Genomic DNA, 21,368 nt, shown 5'->3' on the forward strand with positions numbered 1-21,368 from the left:
GTTCCGACTAAAGTTTGGGCTCAGCTTTTGCTGGCCTTTTCCTTCGGTACCGAAACGGTTTCGTCGGCACGGTGTTCGACGGTACGCTTGTCGTCGGCAGCGTCGTCGTCCGCCATGCCCTTCTTGAAGCTCTTGATACCCTTGGCCATGTCGCCCATCAGCTCGGGGATCTTGCCGCGGCCGAAGACCAGCAGCACGATCACCAGAACGATCATCCAGTGCCAAATCGAAAATGAACCCATAGCAAATCTCTCTCGAACGGTTTCCCAGACGCTGATCTATGCGCTTTCGGGTTCGGATTCAAACAGAACTGCGACAGAGTTCATGAATGAGTCGCCGAAGTCACGCACTTTCGGCACGGCGGCCCGCTACCAATCGGCGCAGTTCCATCCTGCCTGTGGCTTTAAGATGGCGCTCGGCTCAATCTTCCGTGACGCGCGGCGTCAAAAGGCCGAGTTCTTCGAGGTCGATGTCGGTCAGCGGATCCTCGTCGTCGGTGAGCGCATCGGGGTCGGCCGGCGGCAGCGGCACCGAGAAATTCGACGGCATGCGGCCGGACAGCAGCCCCGCACCCTTCAATTCCTCCATGCCGGGGAGATCGCGTATCTCCTCCAGTGCGAAATGGTCGAGGAAAATGTCGGTCGTGCCGTAGGTGACGGGACGGCCGGGCGTGCGGCGCCGGCCGCGCATCCTCACCCATTCGGTCTCCATCAGCGTGTCGAGCGTCCCCTTTGACGTCTCGACGCCGCGGATGTCCTCGATCTCGGCGCGCGTTACCGGTTGGTGGTAGGCGATGATCGCCAGCACTTCGAGGGCAGCGCGGGACAGTTTGCGCTGCTGCACCGTGTCACGGCTCATCAGGAAGGCGAGGTCGCCGGCGGTGCGAAACGCCCAGGCATCGCCGACGCGCACCAGATTGACGCCGCGCCGCGCATAGATCTGCTGCAGTTCGGCCATTGCCGCGGCAATGTTGATGCCGTCGGGCAGTCGCGAAGCGAGCTGTTTTTCGCTGACCGGCTCGGCGCTGGCGAATACGATCGCCTCGGCCATCCGTACGGCCTCCGCCATATGCAGCCGCTCGCCAGGATTCCGCGACAAATTCTGCCCCTGATTTTGTGCCGGGTTTTCGGCGACCGCGCCTTGCTCGGCATCGTCGTCGACCTTGAACGGAATGACCGAAGCGTTGGCGCGTTCGCTCATGGTGTTACCTCGACTATCTTGATGGCCTGGGCGCGGCCGCGCAGATACAGCGGCGCGAACACCTGGTCCTGCCGCATTTCCATCTTGCCTTCGCGCACCAGTTCCAGCGTCGCCGCAAACGAGCTGGCAACCGCGGTGCGCCGCTCTTCCGGGCCGGCCAGATATTCGACCAGGAAACTGTCGAGCGCCGTCCAGTCGCGCAGCGACCCGATCAGCCTGGTCAGCACGTCGCGCGCATCCTTGAGCGACCACACGCCGCGCCTGGCGATCGTCACATTGGTTATTGCCTGCTTCTGGCGCTGCTGGGCATAGGCGGTCAACAGGTCGTAGAGCGAGGCCGAATAGGCATTGCGCTTCTCGACGATGACCATTTCCGGCATGCCGCGTGCAAACACGTCGCGTCCGAGCCGGTTGCGGTTGACCAGCCGTGCCGCCGCGTCGCGCATCGCCTCCAGCCGCTTCAGCCGGAACTGTAGCACCGCCGCCAGTTCCTCGCCGCTTTCGCCTTCATCGCCGGGCTGCTTGGGGATCAGAAGCTTCGATTTGAGGAAAGCCAGCCACGCCGCCATCACCAGGTAGTCGGCGGCAAGCTCCAGCCTCAGCGCCCTCACCTTCTCGACAAAGGCCAGATACTGTTCGGCCAGCGCCAGGATCGAGATGCGCGACAGGTCGACCTTCTGATTGCGGGCAAGATGCAGCAGAAGATCGAGCGGACCTTCGAAGCCGGCCACATCGACGACCAACGCCGGATCGCCGGTCAGCCGGGAATCGTCGTTCTCGGCCCACAAGCGGTCCATCGGTGCGGCCTTGCCGGCCTTCAGGTCCAATGTTTCCGCCACTTCGCTTCCTTTGATGCTAGGCCGCCGCGTCGAAATAACTGGCAAATTCGGCCCGAATCTCGGTCTCGTCCGCCACGTCACGGTTCCTGATATAGGTCAGCGCCCGCTCCGCGCGCTCAAACGACTTGCCTTCAAGCCCGGTCGTGCGCGATGCAATGCCGGCCATCTCCTCGAACACGCCGTTGCAGTGAAGGACCAGATCGCAGCCCGCCGCAAGGATCGCCGCCGCCTTTGACGGGAAATCCCCAGAAAGTGCCTTCATCGAGGTGTCGTCGCTCATCAACAGCCCGTCGAAGCCGATTTCGCCGCGGATGATCTTTTCGATGACCTTGCCGGATGTGGTGGCCGGGTTCTTCGGGTCGATCGCGCTATAGACGACATGCGCCGTCATCGCCATCGGCAAATGGTTGAGCTCCCTGAACGGGGCAAAATCATGCCGCTGCAGGTCGCCGATCGAGGCGTCGACGGTCGGCAGTTCGAAATGCGTGTCGGCGAAGGCCCTTCCATGACCGGGAATATGCTTCATCACCGGCAGCACGCCTCCCGCCATCAGGCCTTCCGCCGCGGCGCGACCCAATTCGATGACGGCGCGCGGCTCCTTGCCATAAGCGCGCGCGCCGATGACGTCGCTGGCGCCCTCGATGGGCACGTCGAGCACCGGCAGGCAATCCGCCGTGATGCCGTAGCGCAGCAGGTCGAAGGCATGCAGCCGCGCCATCAGCCATGCGGCACGGGTGCCGGCGTCATGGTCGTCGCGCCACAAGGCGCCGAGTGCACCGGCAGCCGGATAGTTCGGCGCCAGCGGCGGCCGCAGGCGCTGCACCCGGCCGCCCTCCTGGTCGATGAACACCGGCGCATCCGCACGCCCGACGCAGTCGCGCATCGCGGCGACCAGATCGCGGATCTGCTCGGTCTCGCCGATATTGCGCGCAAACAGGATGAAGCCCCACGGGCATTCGTTGCGATAGAAACGGATCTCGTCGCGGGTCAGTGATTTCCCGGCGCAGCCGAGGATCATGGATTTTGATTCGGTCATGCGGAACAGTTTAGAGCTTCGCGCCGACAAAGGGAATCGCCCGCACTTGCCTTCAGAGGTTTCCGTTCACGCAAAAAAGCCGGCGCGGACGCCGGCTTTTCGAGAGGTTTTGGTGCCTAGTGGGACACGAAGCAATTGCCGCCGGCAGCCTTGTAGCTGGTGCACAGTTTGATCGCCTCGTTGCGAGACTGCGCCGGAACGCGGACGCGGTAGAAGGTGCCCTTGCCGGCGATCTCGGCCTTGACGATGTTGGGTGTGCGGCCGGAAAGCACGCTGCCATAGCGGCGCTGCAGATCCTGGTAAGTCGCCTGGGCGCTTTCGACTGTCGGCTGCGAAGCGATCTGTATCGACCACGAACCAGCCCTGGCCGCGGCCGGATCGATGGAAGCGACCTGATCGGGCTTGACCTCGCCAACCACATCGACCGGTTGGTCGGACGGACGCTGCGGCGCCACCGGAACCGTGGCCGGGGTGCTGGCGGACTGCTTGCTGGCTGACGCCTGGGCCTTGGCTTCAGCCTTTGTGTCGGGCTTGGGCGCCGGCTGCAGCTTGGAGGTTTCGGCCTGATCGCCGCTCGCCTGGTCGCCACTCGGCTGGTTGCCAATCTTCGGATCACTTGTCATTTGGTCGATCAGGGGCACGGTGCCGGTCTGCGCCGCGGCGTCGGCCTGGGCCGACGGAGCCACGTGCTGCGGCGCCGGATCGGCCGGCTCGGCAGCAGCCATCTGCGGGGCGGCAGGCGCCGGATCCTCGCGCGCCACCAGCGAGCCGTCAGGTTTCACGACCATGGTCCGTACCTTGCGCGGCGCAACGGCGACTATCTCGGGGGTTGCACCCTTCTCGGCCTCCTGCAGAACCTGCGCGATGCGATCCTCGGATTTGGGCGCCGGTGCGGCGGCGGTTTCGGTAGTGCCAGCCGCACTGGCGCCAAGCGCGCTGGAGTCAGGCGCGCTGGTGCCGGGCGCATTGGTGCCAGACCCGTCGGTGTCGGACGCCACGGCGCCGGGCGCGTCGATATCGTCCGCGGCATCGGGGTCATTGGGCGAAAGATCGACGACGCGGCTCTCCGGTTCGTTGGCCTTCAGGTCCACAGGCTCTTCGGTGTTGGTGACCAGCTTCTGCTGAACCGGCTCGGCGGGCTTGGTGCCCTTGACCACAGCGTCATAAACCTTGTTGTCCTGGTTCGGCACGACGGTGCCGCCTGGATTTTCCGGCTTGATCTTGATCGGCCTGTTGTCGGCCTTGACGATAACCGGCGCATCGCCGCCGCTCTTGCCGCCGAGGGTCAACGCAAAGGCGCCAAGGCCTCCGGCGATCGCCACGGCGCCGACCACCGCACCTATCAGCAGCCCGCGCCTGCGCGGCTGCCTTTCGGCCCCGCGTTCGGCAAGGCCCGGAACCGACATCTCCTCGTCCAGTTCGGGATCGTAGTCGAGCTCATCGAAGGTGAAATCGTCGGCCTGCGAAACCGGCTGGCCGCCGGGCAATGGGCCCAGATCGAAACCGTCCGCTGCATCGGCATAGGAAGCGGCCGTCGCGCTGACGGGGGCTTCCGCAGGCTTGGCGCCATAGGCGCGCGTCTCGCTACGATCTTGCTTGTAGCCAGACACGAAGCCGGCATCGTATTCATCGTCATAGCCAGCACTGCGCACCGGGGCAGGCGCTATATCCGTTGCATTCATTTCGGTGAGAAGGCCGGCAAAATCGGCATCGAGATCGTCGTAGGCGGGCGCCACCGGCTCGTCATCGTCGAAGTTGAGCTCCGGAATGTCGAGATCGTCCGCCAGCGCCACGACGCGCTCGGGCACGTCGACCGTCTCGACATCGGGCATCTCGTCATAGGCGGAAGGCTGTTGATGCGAGGTTGGTGCAGCTTCCATGTAGGCGGGCCGATCTTCATAGGATGACCTATCTTCACGGGATGCCTGGCCTTCATAGGACGGCCTCTCTTCGACCGGTGCGGCCCGATAGGACGGCGTTGCAGCCGGCTGCGGCGGTGGTGCCGGACGCGCCGAAGCCACCGGCTGGCTTGCAAAAGCGGGTTGAGGCTGTGCGACCGGTGTCACGCGGCTCCACGAGCGGGCCGGCTCGGGCGGTGTGGCGCGTGTCGTCAGCCAGTTCAGCGCATCGAGCGGGTCTTCTTCGGCAGCAGCTGCCGCACTCTTGTCGGCCGAGTCATGATCCAGGCCGATATTCCTGGCGAAGTCGGCGTCGAGCGCATCGTTGTCTAAATCACCCACAGGTCCGGCAGCGGCTTCAACACCGAAATCCTCGCCTTCAAGCTCATCGAGGAGGACACTGCCAAGATCGGCGTCATCGGCGGCACTGGACTGCTGCGGCTCAGCGGGCTCGTGCTCGTCGAGTTCCCAATCCAGCTCGTCGACAGCATGCACCGGTTCGTTGGCGACGTCTTTGACCGCCGCCATTGGCTGTTCAGCGGCCACTGCTGGCTCCTGAATTACCGGCGCGATAGGCTGCTGAACAGCCATCACGGGCTTCTGGGCAGTCTGCGGGCTTGTCTGAGGTTCGTTGACCGCTTGTGCCGGCCGTGTGCTCATCGCACCGAGCAGCGCGTTCAGTTCGTCTTCCAGGCTGCGTTCCTCAGCCACTGGGGCCGTCGGGACGACAGCGGCCGGCGCCGCTGGTTCGGCCGCAACCTGCGCCACGGGCTCTTCGGCTTCCTCGGCAGGCGGACCGTCGAAGCTCAGATCGAAATCGTCGTCGAACGCCGCTTCAGCGGCCGTGCCGGAAAGCCGGGCGGCCTCTGGCTCTTCGATCGACTGCTCTTCGATAAACTCTGGTTCTTCGATTTCGGCAGGCTCGTTCGGGCGAACGTCGAAGTCCATGTCGACATCGGCCATGGCATCATCGAAATGGCCGGCAAGATCCTCATCGGCCGAAACCGCCTCAACCGGCGATGCCGGGGCGGCGACGTTTTCCGCCGGCTCATGCTCGTCGAACATCAGCTCGTCTTCGAGCGAGCTTGCAACGGCATCGTCGAACTCGTCATCGAACGCAGGCGCGGCCGCTTGCGCGGCGGTTTCAACGGCGACGGTCTGCTCCATCGGCTCATGCTCTTCGAGCATCAGCTCGTCTTCGAGCGAACTTGCGACGGCGTTGTCGAACTCATCGTCGAAGGCGGGCTCGTCGACCGGCTCGATCGCCTCGGCTGCGGCCCTGGCTTCATCCTCGCCGGTCACCGCGATCTTGGCCGTCACATCGTCGTCGTGCCGAAAATCCTGGTCGAGCGAGGCGGCAAGTTCGTCGTCACTCGAAAGGTCGTCCTCGAACGGCGACACGTCTTCGAGCGAGCCGGCGACGGCGTTATCGAAATCGTCGTCGAACTCCGGCTCGACGGCGGGAGCAAACGCCCTTTCGGGGGCGGAGGCAATTTCGTCGGCGGCAACAGGAGCGGCCGCAACAGGAGCAGCATCATCCGCCGCATTGTCGTCGAACGCGAAATCCTGTTCGAACGAGGCAGCAAGCGCGTCCTCCATTTCGTCGGCGGCGGCCGGTTCGGGTGTCGGCTCGCGAAGCTTGGCAGGGGAAGCATTGTCATTGGCGTCGGCGCCGAATTCGCCCATCAACTCCTTCTCGAGATCGATCTCGAAATCGCCCTCGTCCAGCGACGGTTCGGCAGCAGCGGTTTTCGGCTGTGCCGGTGTTTGCGGTTTGACCGGCTGGCGCGGGTCGAACCCCATGATCCTGGTCAGTTCCGCGAACGGATCATCGTTGGCGATGTCGTTGTGGTCGGCTGCTCTCAGCTGGGTTCTGTCTGCCATTATTGTTCCCGAACTCGCACTCATTCGGACGCCATGGACGTCGCGTAGGGTTGGCCCTTACCAGCGCAATGTGGGCAAAAGGTGACAGGTTTTTTACTCAAACCTAACGCATTTCGGTGGGCGCATTGGCTCCGATCAGCGTCAGGCCGGACGTCAAAACGTCCGAAACAGCCTGCACCAGCCCTAGTCTGGCATGCGTCAATTGTCGGTCGTTAACCTTAACAAAACGTAAGTCGGGATTATCGGTGCCCCGGTTCCAGTGTCCGTGGAAGCTGGAAGCGAGTTCGTAGAGGTAAAATGCCAGCCGGTGGGGCTCGAGCGCGAGGGCCGCGGCTTCGATCAGCCGAGGATATTCGGCGAGCTTCCTGATCAGGCCGATCTCCCCCTCATCGGTCAGCAAAGCCACTTCGGCGGCCAGCTGGTTGCGGTCGAACATGGCCTCGCCCAATTGCTCGCTCGCCTGCCGGAATACCGAATGGCAGCGCGCCGAGGCATACTGCACGTAGAACACCGGATTGTCCTTCGACTGCTCGGTCACCTTGGCGAAGTCGAAGTCGAGCGGCGCGTCGTTCTTGCGGTAGAGCATCATGAAGCGGATCGGGTCGCGGCCGACCTCCTCCACCACTTCGCGCAAGGTCACGAACTCGCCCGACCGCTTCGACATACGTACCGGCTCGCCGGCGCGAAACAGCCTCACCAACTGGCAAAGCAGCACGGTAAGCTTGACCTCGTCGCCGGCAATCGCCCGGGCAAGCGCTTCCAGCCGCTTCACGTAGCCGCCATGATCGGCGCCAAGCACATAGATCAGATCGACGAAGCCGCGATCGACCTTGTCCTTGAGGTAAGCGACATCGGCGGCGAAATAGGTGAAGGTGCCGTCCGACTTGACCAGCGCCCGGTCCATGTCGTCGCCAACCGCGGTCGAGCGGAACAGCGTCTGCTCGCGGTCCTCCCAGTCGTCCGGCTTCTCGCCCTTGGGCGGCGGCAGCTTGCCCTTGTAGATGTGGCCCTTCAGCGTCAGGTCGTTGATCGCCGAGCGAATCTTCTTGGCATTGTTGGCATGCAATGTGCGCTCTGAGAAAAAGACGTCGTGATGCACGTTGAGCAGCGCCAGATCCTCGCGGATCATCGCCATCATCGCATCGATCGTCCTGTCCTTGACGATGGCAAGCGCCTCTTCGTCCGGCATCTGCAGCAGGGAGCGGCCGAATTCGCTGGCCAGCGCCTGACCAACGGGGATCAGATAGTCGCCTGGATAAAGCCCGGCCGGAATGTCGCCGATCTCATCGCCGAGCGCTTCGCGGTAGCGCAGCATGACTGAGCGTCCGAGCACGTCGATCTGCGAACCGGCATCGTTGATGACGTATTCCTTGGTCACGTCGTAACCGGCGAAGGCCATCAGATTGGCCAGCGCGTCGCCGACCACGGCACCCCGGCAATGGCCGACATGCATCGGGCCGGTCGGGTTGGCCGAGACATATTCGACATTGGTTTTCTTGCCACCGCCGATAGTCGAGCGGCCGTAATTGCGGCCTTCGCCGAGCAGCGCCGTCAGATGCGCCTGCCAGAAGCCGTCCTTGAGCCTGAGATTGACGAAGCCCGGGCCTGCGATCTCGGCGGCCGCGATATCCTCGTCGGCGCGCAGCGCCTCGGCCAGCCTTTCGGCCAGCGCGCGCGGGTTCTGGCCGGTCGGCTTGGCCAACACCATGGCTGCGTTGGTCGCGAGATCGCCATGGCTGGCATCGCGCGGCGGCTCGACGGCGATGCGCGACAGGTCCGGCGACACGCCATCCTTGTCTTTCAAATCAAGCGCTTCGACGGCCTTTATGATTCGCGCGTTGAAATCGGCGAAGATGTTCATTGCTGTGGCTCTGACGGTTTTGCAGGGATCCGGCTCGTTGGCCGGCAAAATCGCGCCCGCCCTAGCTCAAATCCGGCGTATGGTCAAACAAACGCCTGTGTTCCTTGAGTGCATAAGTGTCCGTCATGCCGGCCAGGAAATCGGCAACACTGCGCGCCTTGACGCGGTCCTCTGCCCGGTCGAGCCCTTCGCGCCAGCCATCCGGCATAGCGCGCGGATCGGCGAAATAGACGTCGAACAGGTCCCTCACGATCTGGTCGGCATCGGCGCGCACCCGCATGACCTCCGCATGCCGGTAGAGGTGCTTGTAGAGAAAGGCCTTCAGCTCCTTTTCCAATACGGCCGTCTCGGCGGAGAAGCTCACCATCGGCTCGCCGGCCGCCCTTACCGCTTCGGCGCTGCCGGGCTTGATGCGCGCCAGATTGGCTGTCGTCGAGACGATCACGTCCTCGACCATGATAGTGATCTGCCGGCGCATTAGCTCGTGGCCGGTGCGTACGTCATCGAGCGCCGGATAGCGCTGACGCACGCCCTTGAGGATCGACCCCGGCAGCGAGACGCCCTCCAGCATATCCAGCGTCAACAGCCCTGCCCTCAAGCCGTCATCGATGTCGTGGGTGTTGTAGGCGATGTCGTCGGCAATCGCCGCACACTGCGCCTCGATACCAGCGAAGCGGTCGAGCTCGAGGTCGTGCAGTTCGGAATAGTCGCGGATAGCCTGCGGCACCGGCCCCTTCAGCCCTTTCCCCTTGGCATCGGTCAGCGGGCCATTGTGCTTGACCAGCCCCTCCAGCGTTTCCCAGGTGAGGTTCAGCCCATCGAACTCGGCATAGCGCCGCTCCAGCCGCGTCACCACACGCAGCGACTGCGCATTGTGGTCGAAGCCGCCCCAGGCGGCCATCTTCTCGTTCAGCGCGTCCTCGCCGGTGTGGCCGAAGGGCGTGTGGCCGAAGTCGTGCACCAGGGCCACCGCCTCGGCCAGGTCCTCGTCGCCGCGCAGCGCCCGCGCCAGAGCGCGTGCGATTTGCGCGACCTCGATCGAATGCGTCAGCCTCGTGCGGTAATGGTCGCCTTCATGTGCGACGAACACTTGCGTCTTGTGCTTCAGCCGGCGGAACGCCGTCGAATGGATGATGCGGTCGCGGTCGCGCTGGAACGGCGTGCGCGTCGGGCTTTCCACCTCGTCGAACAGCCGCCCGCGCGACTTCGCCGGGTCGCTGGCATAGGCCGCGCGCGGCCGATAGCCGAATCCGATGTCGCCCAACTCGTTGGTCATAGCGTATGCCGCAGTTGACTTGCCCCGTCGCGCTCCATACCTATCATACGAAACCGAATGCAAGGTGACGCCCATGGGCGCTGATGCCAAGACCGCCATGAAAGTCGAGATGACCGACGCCGCCGCCAGGCGGATCGCCAAGATTGTAGCGAGCGAAGCCGGTAAGACGGCCGTGCGCGTTTCAGTCGAGGGCGGCGGCTGTTCCGGCTTCTCCTACAAGTTCGACCTGGTCGACAGGCGCAATGACGACGACGTCGCCATCGAAAAGGACGGCGCCACCGTGCTGATCGACGACCTGTCGCTGGTCTATATGGGCGGCTCGGTGATCGATTTCGTTGACGATCTGATGGGCCAGTCGTTCCAGATCAGAAACCCCAATGCGGTCGCCTCCTGCGGCTGCGGCACCAGCTTCAGTATTTGAAAATATGAAGCCGCTCCTCGAGGGCCTTGAGGATCCGATGACGGTCCTTGTCGCCCGCGAGATAGAAGCAATTTCCGATATCGATATCGTTGGTTGGGCCAACCGTCACAAGGCAGCTCGGGTCTACGCAGACGACGCTGACTATGTGCAGCTCGTGCGGTGCAATCCGCGGAATGCCGTTAATCTTGCGAAAGCTCATGGCCATTTAAGATCGCTGATCGCGCGGTGTTTTCCCGATTTCAACGACAAGTCCGATGAAGCCAAGGAAATAGCACGTAAGCTGTTCCTTCGACGCATTCGGGCTTACCTTGACGGCGACCTGCAACCCTTTCAGGTCTGCCGTATGGTGTCACCGATTGAGGACAAATACGATTTCCCACACTGGCTTGGAGACCTTTACAACGGCTGTGATTGGATGGACGAGAATGCAACGCGCGAGCAGGCATCGCACCTGCGATGGATGATAGAGCAAATACTCGCGGAAAATGCCGAACCCCAACCTTTCGGGAGTGAATGAGCATGCGCCGTGTCGGCGCGGTCCGTCAGGTCGCGCTTTCCGCGGGGCGCGACCTCGATGCGACGCTGGCGTTCTGGCGTGAGGTGCTCGGCATGAACCTGCATGCGCGTTTCGATCCGCCGGGCATCGCCTTTATCATGGCCGGTGACGTGCGCCTGCTTTTCACCGACGGCCTGCCTGCCGGCACCGTCTATCTCGACATATCGGGCCTCGACGAGTTCCACGCTTCGGCAAGGGCCGCCGGTGTTCCCTTCACCGCGCCGCCGGCGCTCGTCCATCGCGACACCGAAGGCCTGTTCGGCCAGGCGGGGGAAAGCGAATGGATGGCCTTCCTAAAGGACCCGGCAGGCAATACGATCGGCCTTGTCGAACGTCATCCACCGGATCGCTAGTCTCCGGACCACCAGCCTATCGAGGCCGTCATGAAAATCGTCACCTGGAACATCAACGGCGTTCGCGCCCGCATCGGCAATTTGACCCATTGGCTGACGGAAAGCGCGCCCGACATCGCCTGCCTGCAGGAGATCAAGACGGTCGACGAGCAGTTTCCCCGCGCCGAGATCGAGGCGCTCGGCTACAATGTCGAGACTTACGGCCAAAAAGGCTTCAACGGCGTCGCCATCCTGTCGAAGCTGCGTTTCGACGAGGTCAATCGCGGCTTGCCGGGCGACGATGCCGACGAGCAGGCGCGTTTCATCGAGGGCGTGTTCTCGACCGACAAGGGCGCCTTGCGCGTGGCCTCGATCTATCTGCCGAACGGCAACCCGATCGACGACGAGAAGAAGTTCTCCTACAAGCTTTCCTGGATGGCGCGACTTGAGCGCTGGGCCGAGGAGCGGCTTGCTCTGGAAGAGCCGCTGGTCCTGGCCGGCGACTACAATGTCATTCCCGAGCCGATCGACGCGAAATATCCGGAAAACTGGCTAAGCGACGCGCTGTTCCAGCCCGCGACGCGGCAGGCGTTCCGGCGGCTGAAGAATCTCGGCTTCACCGAAGCCGTGCGTGCCGTCACCGACGCCCCGGACGTCTTTACCTTCTGGGACTATCAGGCCGGCGCCTGGCAGAAGAACAACGGCATCCGCATCGACCACCTGCTTCTGTCGCCCGAAGCCGCCAACTGGTTTTCCTCGGCTTCGATCGAAAAGCAGGTGCGCGCCTGGGAAAAACCCTCCGACCACGTGCCGGTGGCGATCGATCTGGCGCTGCAGCCGGCCTGACCGGAGCTGCTGTCCGGCGGCACATTGATAAGTTGACCTCTTATCGCCACAAATCGCGTGCTTGATGAGAAATCATCATGGTGGCTGGGGTTCCCATGACTACTCGATTTGCACTCTGCCCGATCGGCTGCGCGCTTGCGATGGCGGTGGCGACGCCGGCCTTTGCCGATGCAGAGTGCCTGGCTAACGGCAAATCATTCCAGATCGGCCGGGTCGCCTGCCTGACGCTTGCCGGCCAAAGCTACCTCGCCCGTTGCGAGATGGTGCTCAACAACACGTCCTGGACAAAGCAGCGGGATGGCTGCCCGGAGAACACGCTGGCCCCACATCTGCAGGGCACGCCGATCTCAACACCGGCGCCCAGCGGCATGCCGGCGGAACCGACCGAGAATTGATTTCAAAACGGAATTTCTGCCGGCCTACTGGTCGCCGCCACCCTTGGTGAGGATGTCGTCGGCCAGCGAGATCGCGGTGCGGCGGTCGGCTTCGCCGGCGGCTGCAAACGCTTCTTCCTGCATGCCGCGGATCCATGGCTGGTCGGCAGGTGAGGCCCGTTCGAGCGCCGCGGTCATCATCGCCAGCCCCCGCACGATCTTGCCGCTTTGGAAAAGCAGGTTGCCGAGCGTCGCCTGCGCGCCCGCATGGCCCTTTTCGGCCGCCAGCTGGAACCAGCGTCCGGCCTGCTTGACGCTGGCCTTGACGCCGCCCTCACCCTTGAGGAACATCTGGCCCATCTCGAACTGGGCGTTCGGATTGCGGTAGTTGGCGGCGGCACGCATGTAATATTCCTGGGCCGCCACCTCGTTTTCCTCGACGGGGCTGCCGGGAATGCCTTTCCTCAGATAGTCGCCAAGCGCCACCAGCGCGTCCGAAACATAGCTTTCCTCGGGCGAACCGGGCTCGACATCCTGGTCGACGATCTCGCTGAAGAACTTGAATGCCGCGTAGTCGTCTCGCGCCACGCCATCGCCTTCGGCATACATGCGCGCAAGTTTCCAGGTGGCGCCGATCTGGCCGTTCTCCGCGGCATATTTATACGCTTCCGCGGCCTGCTCCTTATGGCCGTTCTTGTAGGCGGAAAAGCCGAACTGGAACACCGCCCAAGGGCTCGACTGCGGCTTCACGCCGGTCTTGTCGTCGAACACCTTGTCGTCGAAGGCCATGGCCTGGCCGACGGCGCCCAAGGTCGCGCCAAACGTGGCGAGCGCAACCAGTGCCGAAAGGACAGACGACCTCAACAACTCAGATGTCCGCATAGCAGTGTGTTTCTTTGGCACCGCCGGGATGGGTGACCGCGCCGTCGCGGGCAGATCCGACCGTCTGTGCGTATTTCCAGATCGCGCCCGACTGATAGTCGGTCGTGCGCGCCTTCCATGCTTTTGCCCTCGCCGCCAGTTCGGCTTTGGACAATGCAACCTCGATCGTGCCGTTCACCGCATCGATCGAGATCAAGTCGCCATCCCTAAGCAGCCCGATCGGGCCGCCGACAGCCGCTTCCGGCCCGACATGGCCGATGCAGAAACCGCGCGTCGCGCCCGAAAAACGCCCGTCGGTGATGAGCGCCACCTTGCCGCCCATGCCCTGGCCGTAGAGAGCCGCCGTCGTCGACAGCATTTCGCGCATGCCCGGGCCGCCGCGCGGACCCTCGTAACGGATGACGAGAACCTCGCCTTCGCTATAGTTACGGTGCGTAACAGCCTCGAAACATTCCTCTTCCGAATCGAAGCAGCGTGCCGGACCCGAGAATTTGAGTTCCGCCATACCAGCGACCTTCACGATCGCGCCTTCGGGGGCAAGGTTACCCTTCAAGCCCACGACCCCGCCGGTCTGGGTAATCGGCCTATTGGCGGGACGGACCACATCCTGGCTGTCATTCCAGGAAACATGTTCCATATTTTCGGCCAAAGTGCGGCCGGTCACCGTCAGGCAATCGCCATGAAGATAGCCATGGTCGAGCAGCGTCTTCATCAAGAGCGGAATGCCGCCGGCCTCGAACATGTCCTTGGCGACGTATTTGCCGCCCGGCTTGAGGTCGGCGATATAGGGTGTTTTCTCGAATATCTTGGCCACGTCGAAAAGATCGAACTTTATCCCGGCCTCGTGCGCGATCGCCGGCAGATGCAGCGCCGCGTTGGTCGAGCCGCCGGTGGCCGAGACCACGGTCGCGGCATTTTCCAACGCTTTTATGGTAACGATGTCGCGCGGGCGGATGTTCCTTGCGATCAGCTCCATGATCTTTTCGCCGGAAGCGAAATTGAAGCGGTCGCGCATCTCGTAGGGTGCCGGCGCGCCGCAGGAATAGGGCAGCGCCAGGCCGATCGCCTCAGCGACGGTGGCCATGGTATTGGCGGTGAACTGGGCGCCGCAGGAGCCGGCCGACGGACAGGCGGCTTGCTCGATCTCGAGCAGCTCGGCGTCGCCGATCGTGCCGACCGAATGCTGGCCGACCGCCTCGAACACGTCCTGCACGGTGATCTGCCGGCCACGGTAGCTGCCGGGCAGGATCGAGCCGCCATAGATGAAGATCGACGGTACGTTGAGGCGCACCATGGCCATCATCATGCCGGGCAGCGACTTGTCGCAACCGGCCAATCCAACCAGCGCATCGTAGCAATGGCCGCGCATGGTGAGCTCGACCGAGTCGGCGATGACCTCGCGCGACACCAGCGACGACTTCATGCCCTGATGACCCATGGCGATGCCGTCGGTGACGGTGATGGTGCAGAATTCGCGTGGCGTGCCGCTGGCGGCCGCCACGCCCTTCTTGACCACTTGCGCCTGGCGCATCAGCGAGATGTTGCAGGGCGCGGCCTCGTTCCAGCAGCTGGCGACACCGACCAGAGGCTGCGCGATCTCGGCCGCCGACAGCCCCATAGCATAAAGGTAGGAGCGATGCGGCGCCCGCTCGGGACCAACGGTCACGTGGCGGCTCGGCAGCTTGGCCTTGGAGATCGCTCTGGCGTCCATACTCGTCCTTGCCGCGGGCGGTGCGGCCTGCCTCTTCGCCTAGCCTTTTGGCGCATGTCCCGAGACAAGTTCGAGGTGCGCCGGGTTTATGGCGGGAAATGGGCAATGTTCCCGGGCGGCCGGGTGGCGCGAGGGTTGTTCAGAAACTGTTGCCAAAACGTCACAATTATCGGAGCGAACATCATGGGGGCAATTTGTTGCATTGGCCGAATGCCGGATGACGCACCGAACAAAACGGCCGGGCAGTGCCCGGCCGTTTTGTCGTTTAAAATTTAATAGTTAGAACTTGATCTTGACGGAGGCCGAACCGGCGAGAAGCAGGTCGTTGCCGTAGGTATAGGTAACGGCATTTGCCACGTCGCCGACACCGCTGAAAGTCGATGACCCGCTCGTCAGCACACCGATCGAGCCGCCGAGCCTGACCTCGACCTGGTCGTTCGGCGAATAGGAGACGCCGCTGGCAACGGCCCAGGTATCCGACTGATAGCCGGAGGTCGTCGAGGTGCCGCGATCCCAGGTCAGCGAAACCACGCCCGACAATTGATCGGTGAACTTGTGCCCGATACCGCCCGTGACCGTCCAGCCGTCGCGATAAAGCAGGTCGAATGAAACGGGCGAGGGCAAACCGGTTACCGGACTGCGCACGCCATTGATGGCAATGACGCCAAGCTTGCTCCACTCCTGCCAGCGGACGGAACCAAAGGCCAGCCAGCCAGGAGCTATACCGCTCTGCAGCTTGAATTCCAGAGCCTGAGGTATCTCAGCCGACGCCGAGACTGGGTACACGCCGGTAGAGCCGGGAATCAGATCCGCCGGAAAGGCGCCTCTGAAGCCGGTCGTGTCGACGGTTCCCGACAGCCCGTCATATTTGTAGCTCGAAGAGTACATCAGGCTGGCGCGCAGGGCGATCTCGGGGATCTCATAGGCTGCGCCCGCACGCCAACCCCATGCCTCGTCGGATAGCTTGAATACGCCGAGGCCGGTATTGCCGAAGGCGAGCAGTGTCTGGCGGGACAGAAACGCGTCTACCTGCTGGTAGGAGACACCGCCGATGAATCGTATGGCGCCCTTGCCGACGTTCACCTTATAGGCGCAGGTGAGACCGAAATCGTCTGTGTCGACGGCGTATTTGACCGCTGTCGGCGAATAGGCGTTGTTCATGCCGAAATTCGCGTCCGCACCATACGGTCTCGTATAGGTGGCAAGACAGTCTACGGGCTCAAAGATGTTGGCTTTGATGCCGACATGCGGCACCGCATAATCGCCACCAACGTCAACCGCCGATGTCGACAAACCCGAGCCATCGAGACGCTGCACATTCTTGAGTTTGCGCTGTGGCGAAACATAGGTGACGCCTGCGTCGAACGAATATGGCGCCGCGTCGAACAGCTGGTCGATATTGACGCCGCCCCGGTCAAAGCCCCCGGCTTGCACCGTCCCAGCCAAAGCCAGCGAAAAAGCCCCCGCGCCCAGCAGCACTTTCAGACGCGAACAACACATGAATCTCCTCCCCGAAATGTCCTTGCATCAAGCTAGAACCAATTCAGGTTAACGGCGCAACAACGAATTCGCCGTGCGTACATGTACAGCTTGGCTGAACGCATTTCCGACAAGGTGTCGGCCTTCTTACCGAGGCGGGAAAATGGCCGCCACAATACAGATCGACGAGAAAACTCGGGAAAAACCCCTAAATCACTACAAAACAGGGCATTTTGCGTGCCCAGTCAGCCATTGTTACATTACGGCAACAATGGGGCAAAAACATTCAGTTTGCCTCAAGATTTACGCTGCGGAATGCCCGTTTTCGTGGCAGGCGGCTTGTCTGGAAGGCAGATTCGTGACCGGCGAATCTATTGCGGCCAGCAGGCCCAATTTGTTTGATCAGCCGGCCCAATCTGTTCGATCAACCGGCCCAATCTGTTCGATCAACCGGCATCGCGCACCCGCGCCAATGCCACCGAAAGCTTCTCTTGCGCCTCGCGATATTCGGCGAGTTTTTCACGCTCGGCCTCCACCACCTCTTCCGGCGCGTTGGCGACGAATTTCTCGTTGGACAGCTTCTTGTAGAGCCGCGCTATTTCCTCGGTCACCTTCGCAAGCTCCTTGTGCAGGCGCGCTGCCTCGGCGGCAAGGTCGATCAGGCTGCCGAGCGGCAGGCAGATCGTCGCCTCGTTGACCACGATCTGGGCGGATCCCCTCGGTGGCGCCTCGGCGAGCGAGATGTCGCCGACCCGCGCCAGACGCTTGATAGCCGAGCCCTGACGCTCGAGCCTTTCGTGTGTCGCGTCGTTGGCGCCGATCACCACGAGCGGTGCTATAGCCGCCGGCGGCACGTTCATCTCCGAACGCACCGAGCGGATGCCGGAGACAAGGTCGACCAGCCAGTTGATATCGGCGGCGGCCGCCTCGTCCTCGAAGTCGGGCGACGGCCATGCCGCATGACAAAGCAGCGATTGCCGTTGCCTGCCCTCGCCGGCGGTTTCGGCCCACAGTTCCTCGGTCATGAACGGCATCATCGGATGCAGCAGCTTGTAGATCTCGTCGAGTACGAAGGCGACGCATGCCCTGCTCTCGGCCTTGGCGGCCTCGTCGGTGCCCATGAACACCGGCTTCAGCAGTTCCAGGTACCAGTCGCAGAACTGGTTCCAGACGAAGCGGTAGGCGGCACCCGCCGCCTCATTGAAGCGGTAGGAGGTGATACCGTCGGTTATGTCGCGCGCGGCTCGCGTCAGCTCCGTCAGGATCCAGCGGTTGACCGCCAGCTTGGCGTCATGCAGCCAGAAATCGTCGTCGCGCGCCACTTCGTTCATCTCGGCGAAGCGCGTCGCGTTCCACAGCTTGGTGCCGAAATTGCGATAACCGGCAATGCGGGCCGGATCGAGCTTAACGTCGCGCCCTTGCGCTGCCATCACCGTCAAGGTGAAGCGCAGCGCATCGGCGCCGTATTCGTCGATGAGCTCGAGCGGATCGATGACGTTGCCTTTCGACTTCGACATCTTCTGCCCGTTCTTGTCGCGAACCAGCGCATGGACATAGACGGTATGAAACGGCTCCTGGTCCATGAAATGCAGGCCCATCATCATCATGCGGGCGACCCAGAAGAAGATGATGTCGAAACCGGTCACCAGCACGTCGGTCGGGTAATAGGTCTTCAGCTCCGGCGTCTGGTCCGGCCAGCCAAGCGTCGAGAACGGCCACAGCGCCGACGAGAACCATGTATCGAGCACGTCCTCGTCGCGGGTCAGGATCTCGCCAGGCTTGAAATTCTCGAGCTTGTCCTCGACCCAGGCCTTCCATGGCCCTTCCAGCGCCAAATAGTATTCGACGGCGGCACCGAGCGCCTCTTCCTCGGTCTTTTCGACAAAGACATGCCCGTCCGGCCCGTACCAGGCAGGGATCTGGTGGCCCCACCAGAGCTGGCGCGAAATGCACCAGGGCTGGATGTTTTCCATCCAGTCGAAATAGGTCTTTTCCCAGTTTTTGGGCACGAAATTGGTGCGGCCCTCGCGCACCGAGGCGATCGCCGGCTTGGCCAGTTCCGCCGCATTGACATACCATTGGTCGGTCAGAAACGGCTCGATCGGCACGCCGCCGCGGTCGCCGTGCGGCACCGTGTGGCGATGCGGTTCGACCTTCTCGAGAAAGCCGCCCGCCTGCATCAGCTCGACGATCTTCTTGCGCGCATCGAAACGGTCGAGGCCGTCGAGGCTGTCCCAGACGGCCTGGCGCTCCGGCGTCACTTCCAGTCCGGCGAGAAAGTCCTCATTGTCCTTGAGGCTCACCGCCGCATTGACGGTAAGGATGTTGACCGCCGGCAGCCGGTGGCGCTTGCCGACCTCGAAGTCGTTGAAGTCATGCGCCGGCGTGATCTTGACCGCACCACTGCCTTTTTCGGGATCGGAATACTCGTCCGCCACCACCGGGATCCTGCGGCCGACGATCGGCAGGATGAGGTTCTTGCCGACGAGATGCCGGAAACGTTCGTCGTCGGGGTGGACTGCGACAGCCGTATCGCCCAGCATCGTCTCCGGGCGGGTCGTCGCAACGGTAATGAAGGTCTTCGGATTTTCCGGATCGAAGGTCATGCCCTCGACTGGATAGCGGAAGTGCCAGAGGTTGCCGTTGACTTCCTGCTGCTCGACCTCGAGATCCGAGATGGCGGTCAACAGCTTCGGGTCCCAGTTCACAAGGCGCTTGTCCTTGTAGATCAGCCCTTCCTTGTAGAGCGTCACGAACACTTCGAGCACGGCCTTGGATAGGCCCTCGTCCATGGTGAAGCGCTCCCGGCTCCAGTCGGCCGAGGCCCCGAGCCGCTTCAGCTGGTTGAGGATGGCGCCGCCGGATTCTGCCTTCCATTCCCACACCTTGTCGATGAACTCATCGCGCGTCAGGTCGCGGCGGTGGATCTGATTTTGCATCAGCTGGCGCTCGACCACCATCTGCGTGGCGATGCCGGCATGGTCCATCCCCGGCTGCCACAGCACGTTCTTGCCGCGCATGCGCTCGAAGCGCACCAGAATGTCCTGCAGCGTGTTGTTGAGCGCATGACCCATATGCAGCGAGCCGGTGACATTCGGCGGCGGGATGACGATGGTGAAGGCTTCAGCCCCCTCCTCGGCCCCGGCACCGGCCCGAAACGCGTCGGCCTCTTCCCAGATCCTGGCAATCTTCGGCTCGACGGCTTTCGCGTCGTAGGTCTTTTCGAGCATGGGAAAACGGTCCGCGCTGTCCGGAATTTGTGGTCCGGTGTAAATCGGAAGGTTGTTGCCAAGTCAACCGCAAGGGCGGCGGGTTTGTTCCACCTAGCTGCCCTGATGAGTTCTTTACTTGGCGGCAAGCCCATGCCCGCATTCGGCACAGAATTTCGCCCTTGGCGTGCGGTATGGTTTTCCGCAGGCCGGGCAATCGGGGCCATAGTCGGAACGGCGGACGTGCAGAAGCCAGTACGTGTGGCCAAGCGTGACCCCGGTGCGTTCGCGATAGCGATCGGCAGCCGGATGTTTCATTTCCTTCCAGAAGCCATTCTTGGAAATGAATCTCTTGGTTTGAAAGTAAAGTGCCGCAGGGTCTCCGACGATCTCTCGATACTCCTCGTCGGTAAGCATGGGCACCCAAGATCGCAATCGATAGCTGTAGGTCTGTTTGCGGTTCATCGATCGACGATAGCAGGCGGGCTGCTCCGGCGAAATGCGTGGCGCGCAACTCGCCCTCGCGCGGACGCTTAATGCAATTCGGCCGTTTCAGGACATCGGCTGTGCGCAACTAGGCCCGCAAGCCGGAAAGCTGCTACTGCGCGCCGCGCGCGACGCGCTCGATTTCCTCGCGCACCAGCCGCTCGACCAGCGTCGGAAGGTTGTTGTCCAGCCAGTCCTGCAGCATGGGCCGCAGCATCTCCTCGGCCATCTCGTCGAAAGTCTTCTTGCTGCGGCTGGCAAACGCGTCGGAAAGCTCGCCGAAGGCGGCGGCAACCTGCCGGCCCGTATGCTCCGAAAGGATTGCCGGACGTGCGGGCGGCGCCTCGCTGGCCGCCGGACGCGCCAATCCGATTTTCGAAGGTTCCGGGCCGCTTTCCGAAGGCTCCGGCCCAATTTCCGAAGGCTCCGGCACAGGTCCAGCAGTCGCCTCGTTCTCGAAAACCTCGGCTTTCGGCTCGGCGTCCGGCGTCCGGAGTGGCTCGGCGCGCTCCGGCTTGGCCATCGCGTCGCCAACCGCGGCAATCTCGCGCCGCCAATCGGCGATGATGGTGTCGGTCGTTTCGGCAATCTTGGCCGTCGCAGGCCGATCCGGCTTTGCGGGCGGTTCGGGAGCGGTGTTCACCTCAGCCGGCGTCACCGCTGCTTTTACCGGGCCGGGACGCAGCGGCGTTTCCAGGCGCTCAATGACCGGCGCGGCCGCTGGCTGCACCTCGGCGCGCGTGGCCGGCTTGGCGATCTCCAGTCCGCCGCGCAGTTCGGAGCGGAACGCATCCCCCTCCGCTGCCCGTCCGGCTGCCGGCGCCGGTTGCAGATCCTGGCGCAGCTCGTCCGCGTCGCCCGGCTGCTTGCGGCCGGTATCGCTGTCCTCGATGATCCTTCTGATGGAAGCCAGTATTTCTTCCATGGAAGGTTCGCGCTGTACGCTGCTTGCCGTCGCCATCGTCACATCCGCCGCCCTTGTGACTCGTTCTCAGATTTCCTGTCCGGCAATGCCGGATTCGAATCATGGCAACAGCGTAACCGACGGAACGGCTTGCGAGAATCCCCAATCTGGCGA

18 protein-coding genes are annotated in these 21,368 nt (G+C 62.9%); 5 read left to right on the forward strand and 13 right to left on the reverse strand.

Annotation, left to right across the window (positions count from 1 at the left end):
* Positions 1–20: 20 nt before the first annotated feature.
* The 7 genes from NKJ91_RS03730 to NKJ91_RS03760 form a co-directional block, all read right to left on the reverse strand.
* Positions 21–242, reverse strand: a complete 222-nt coding sequence (locus NKJ91_RS03730) for a twin-arginine translocase TatA/TatE family subunit (protein ID WP_352454499.1) — start codon at positions 240–242, stop codon at positions 21–23.
* A 178-nt stretch (positions 243–420) separates the two neighbouring features.
* Complete coding sequence (gene scpB, locus NKJ91_RS03735) at positions 421–1,200, reverse strand: SMC-Scp complex subunit ScpB (RefSeq protein ID WP_352454500.1); 780 nt, start codon at positions 1,198–1,200, stop codon at positions 421–423.
* Positions 1,197–1,997 carry a segregation and condensation protein A gene (locus tag NKJ91_RS03740; RefSeq protein WP_023678931.1) on the reverse strand — a complete coding sequence of 267 codons (801 nt, stop codon included), beginning with the start codon at positions 1,995–1,997 and terminating at the stop codon, positions 1,197–1,199. The genes scpB and NKJ91_RS03740 overlap by 4 nt, the downstream gene beginning before the upstream one ends.
* A 58-nt stretch (positions 1,998–2,055) precedes the next feature.
* Positions 2,056–3,075, reverse strand: a complete 1,020-nt coding sequence (nagZ, locus tag NKJ91_RS03745) for a beta-N-acetylhexosaminidase (RefSeq protein ID WP_352454501.1) — start codon at positions 3,073–3,075, stop codon at positions 2,056–2,058.
* 116 nt (positions 3,076–3,191) lie between these two features.
* Complete coding sequence (locus NKJ91_RS03750; protein WP_352454502.1) at positions 3,192–6,857, reverse strand: SPOR domain-containing protein; 3,666 nt, start codon at positions 6,855–6,857, stop codon at positions 3,192–3,194.
* A 103-nt stretch (positions 6,858–6,960) separates the two neighbouring features.
* Positions 6,961–8,718 (reverse strand): arginine--tRNA ligase, encoded by a 1,758-nt coding sequence (gene argS, locus NKJ91_RS03755; protein ID WP_352454503.1) that lies wholly within the window; start codon positions 8,716–8,718, stop codon positions 6,961–6,963.
* Positions 8,719–8,779: 61 nt separating this feature from the next.
* Positions 8,780–9,994, reverse strand: coding sequence for a deoxyguanosinetriphosphate triphosphohydrolase (locus NKJ91_RS03760; RefSeq protein ID WP_352454504.1), 1,215 nt, complete (start codon positions 9,992–9,994; stop codon positions 8,780–8,782).
* Between the two features lie 73 nt (positions 9,995–10,067).
* Here NKJ91_RS03760 and erpA point away from each other — a divergent pair, with 73 nt between their 5' ends.
* The 5 genes from erpA (at position 10,068) to NKJ91_RS03785 (ending at position 12,544) form a co-directional block, all read left to right on the forward strand.
* A complete protein-coding gene (erpA, locus tag NKJ91_RS03765; RefSeq protein ID WP_031212336.1) occupies positions 10,068–10,415 on the forward strand; it encodes an iron-sulfur cluster insertion protein ErpA in 348 nt (115 codons plus the stop codon).
* Positions 10,416–10,452: 37 nt separating this feature from the next.
* A complete protein-coding gene (locus NKJ91_RS03770) occupies positions 10,453–10,932 on the forward strand; it encodes a hypothetical protein (RefSeq protein WP_352454505.1) in 480 nt (159 codons plus the stop codon).
* A gap of 2 nt (positions 10,933–10,934) precedes the next feature.
* Positions 10,935–11,324, forward strand: coding sequence for a VOC family protein (locus NKJ91_RS03775; RefSeq protein ID WP_352454660.1), 390 nt, complete (start codon positions 10,935–10,937; stop codon positions 11,322–11,324).
* A 30-nt stretch (positions 11,325–11,354) separates the two neighbouring features.
* Positions 11,355–12,149: an exodeoxyribonuclease III gene (gene xth / locus NKJ91_RS03780; RefSeq protein ID WP_352454506.1), complete on the forward strand. Its 795-nt coding sequence runs from the start codon at positions 11,355–11,357 to the stop codon at positions 12,147–12,149.
* Positions 12,150–12,226: 77 nt separating this feature from the next.
* Positions 12,227–12,544, forward strand: coding sequence for a hypothetical protein (locus tag NKJ91_RS03785; protein WP_352454507.1), 318 nt, complete (start codon positions 12,227–12,229; stop codon positions 12,542–12,544).
* Between the two features lie 24 nt (positions 12,545–12,568).
* On the opposite strand, the gene NKJ91_RS03790 is transcribed toward NKJ91_RS03785, so the two are convergent.
* From NKJ91_RS03790 to NKJ91_RS03815, 6 genes are all read right to left on the reverse strand, one after another.
* On the reverse strand, positions 12,569–13,405 hold the full coding sequence (locus NKJ91_RS03790) for a tetratricopeptide repeat protein (RefSeq protein ID WP_023678939.1): 837 nt from the start codon (positions 13,403–13,405) through the stop codon (positions 12,569–12,571).
* The gene (gene ilvD, locus NKJ91_RS03795; protein ID WP_352454508.1) at positions 13,392–15,116 is read right to left on the reverse strand and encodes a dihydroxy-acid dehydratase; all 1,725 of its coding nucleotides are present in this window, start codon (positions 15,114–15,116) and stop codon (positions 13,392–13,394) included. Before ilvD ends, NKJ91_RS03790 begins: the two co-directional genes overlap by 14 nt.
* Before the next feature lie 279 nt (positions 15,117–15,395).
* Positions 15,396–16,616, reverse strand: coding sequence for an OmpP1/FadL family transporter (locus NKJ91_RS03800; RefSeq protein WP_352454509.1), 1,221 nt, complete (start codon positions 16,614–16,616; stop codon positions 15,396–15,398).
* 425 nt (positions 16,617–17,041) lie between these two features.
* A complete protein-coding gene (locus NKJ91_RS03805) occupies positions 17,042–19,825 on the reverse strand; it encodes a valine--tRNA ligase (RefSeq protein ID WP_352454510.1) in 2,784 nt (927 codons plus the stop codon).
* Positions 19,826–19,939: 114 nt separating this feature from the next.
* A complete protein-coding gene (locus NKJ91_RS03810) occupies positions 19,940–20,269 on the reverse strand; it encodes a zinc ribbon domain-containing protein (protein ID WP_352451398.1) in 330 nt (109 codons plus the stop codon).
* Between the two features lie 133 nt (positions 20,270–20,402).
* Positions 20,403–21,251 carry a PopZ family protein gene (locus NKJ91_RS03815; RefSeq protein ID WP_352454511.1) on the reverse strand — a complete coding sequence of 283 codons (849 nt, stop codon included), beginning with the start codon at positions 21,249–21,251 and terminating at the stop codon, positions 20,403–20,405.
* Positions 21,252–21,368: the final 117 nt, after the last annotated feature.

It is taken from the genome of Mesorhizobium sp. M0040, assembly GCF_040323505.1.
Taxonomy (GTDB): domain Bacteria; phylum Pseudomonadota; class Alphaproteobacteria; order Rhizobiales; family Rhizobiaceae; genus Mesorhizobium.

Bases quoted from the DNA above. Each gene is read 5' to 3' on its own strand.
- NKJ91_RS03730 (WP_352454499.1), bottom strand. From the start codon at position 242: ATGGGTTCATTTTCGATTTGGCACTGGATGATCGTTCTGGTGATCGTG.
- scpB (WP_352454500.1), bottom strand. From the start codon at position 1,200: ATGAGCGAACGCGCCAACGCTTCGGTCATTCCGTTCAAGGTCGACGAC.
- NKJ91_RS03740 (WP_023678931.1), bottom strand. From the start codon at position 1,997: ATGGACCGCTTGTGGGCCGAGAACGACGATTCCCGGCTGACCGGCGAT.
- nagZ (WP_352454501.1), bottom strand. From the start codon at position 3,075: ATGACCGAATCAAAATCCATGATCCTCGGCTGCGCCGGGAAATCACTG.
- NKJ91_RS03750 (WP_352454502.1), bottom strand. From the start codon at position 6,857: ATGGCAGACAGAACCCAGCTGAGAGCAGCCGACCACAACGACATCGCC.
- argS (WP_352454503.1), bottom strand. From the start codon at position 8,718: ATGAACATCTTCGCCGATTTCAACGCGCGAATCATAAAGGCCGTCGAA.
- NKJ91_RS03760 (WP_352454504.1), bottom strand. From the start codon at position 9,994: ATGACCAACGAGTTGGGCGACATCGGATTCGGCTATCGGCCGCGCGCG.
- erpA (WP_031212336.1), top strand. From the start codon at position 10,068: ATGGGCGCTGATGCCAAGACCGCCATGAAAGTCGAGATGACCGACGCC.
- NKJ91_RS03770 (WP_352454505.1), top strand. From the start codon at position 10,453: ATGACGGTCCTTGTCGCCCGCGAGATAGAAGCAATTTCCGATATCGAT.
- NKJ91_RS03775 (WP_352454660.1), top strand. From the start codon at position 10,935: ATGCGCCGTGTCGGCGCGGTCCGTCAGGTCGCGCTTTCCGCGGGGCGC.
- xth (WP_352454506.1), top strand. From the start codon at position 11,355: ATGAAAATCGTCACCTGGAACATCAACGGCGTTCGCGCCCGCATCGGC.
- NKJ91_RS03785 (WP_352454507.1), top strand. From the start codon at position 12,227: ATGGTGGCTGGGGTTCCCATGACTACTCGATTTGCACTCTGCCCGATC.
- NKJ91_RS03790 (WP_023678939.1), bottom strand. From the start codon at position 13,405: ATGCGGACATCTGAGTTGTTGAGGTCGTCTGTCCTTTCGGCACTGGTT.
- ilvD (WP_352454508.1), bottom strand. From the start codon at position 15,116: ATGGACGCCAGAGCGATCTCCAAGGCCAAGCTGCCGAGCCGCCACGTG.
- NKJ91_RS03800 (WP_352454509.1), bottom strand. From the start codon at position 16,616: ATGTGTTGTTCGCGTCTGAAAGTGCTGCTGGGCGCGGGGGCTTTTTCG.
- NKJ91_RS03805 (WP_352454510.1), bottom strand. From the start codon at position 19,825: ATGCTCGAAAAGACCTACGACGCGAAAGCCGTCGAGCCGAAGATTGCC.
- NKJ91_RS03810 (WP_352451398.1), bottom strand. From the start codon at position 20,269: ATGAACCGCAAACAGACCTACAGCTATCGATTGCGATCTTGGGTGCCC.
- NKJ91_RS03815 (WP_352454511.1), bottom strand. From the start codon at position 21,251: ATGGCGACGGCAAGCAGCGTACAGCGCGAACCTTCCATGGAAGAAATA.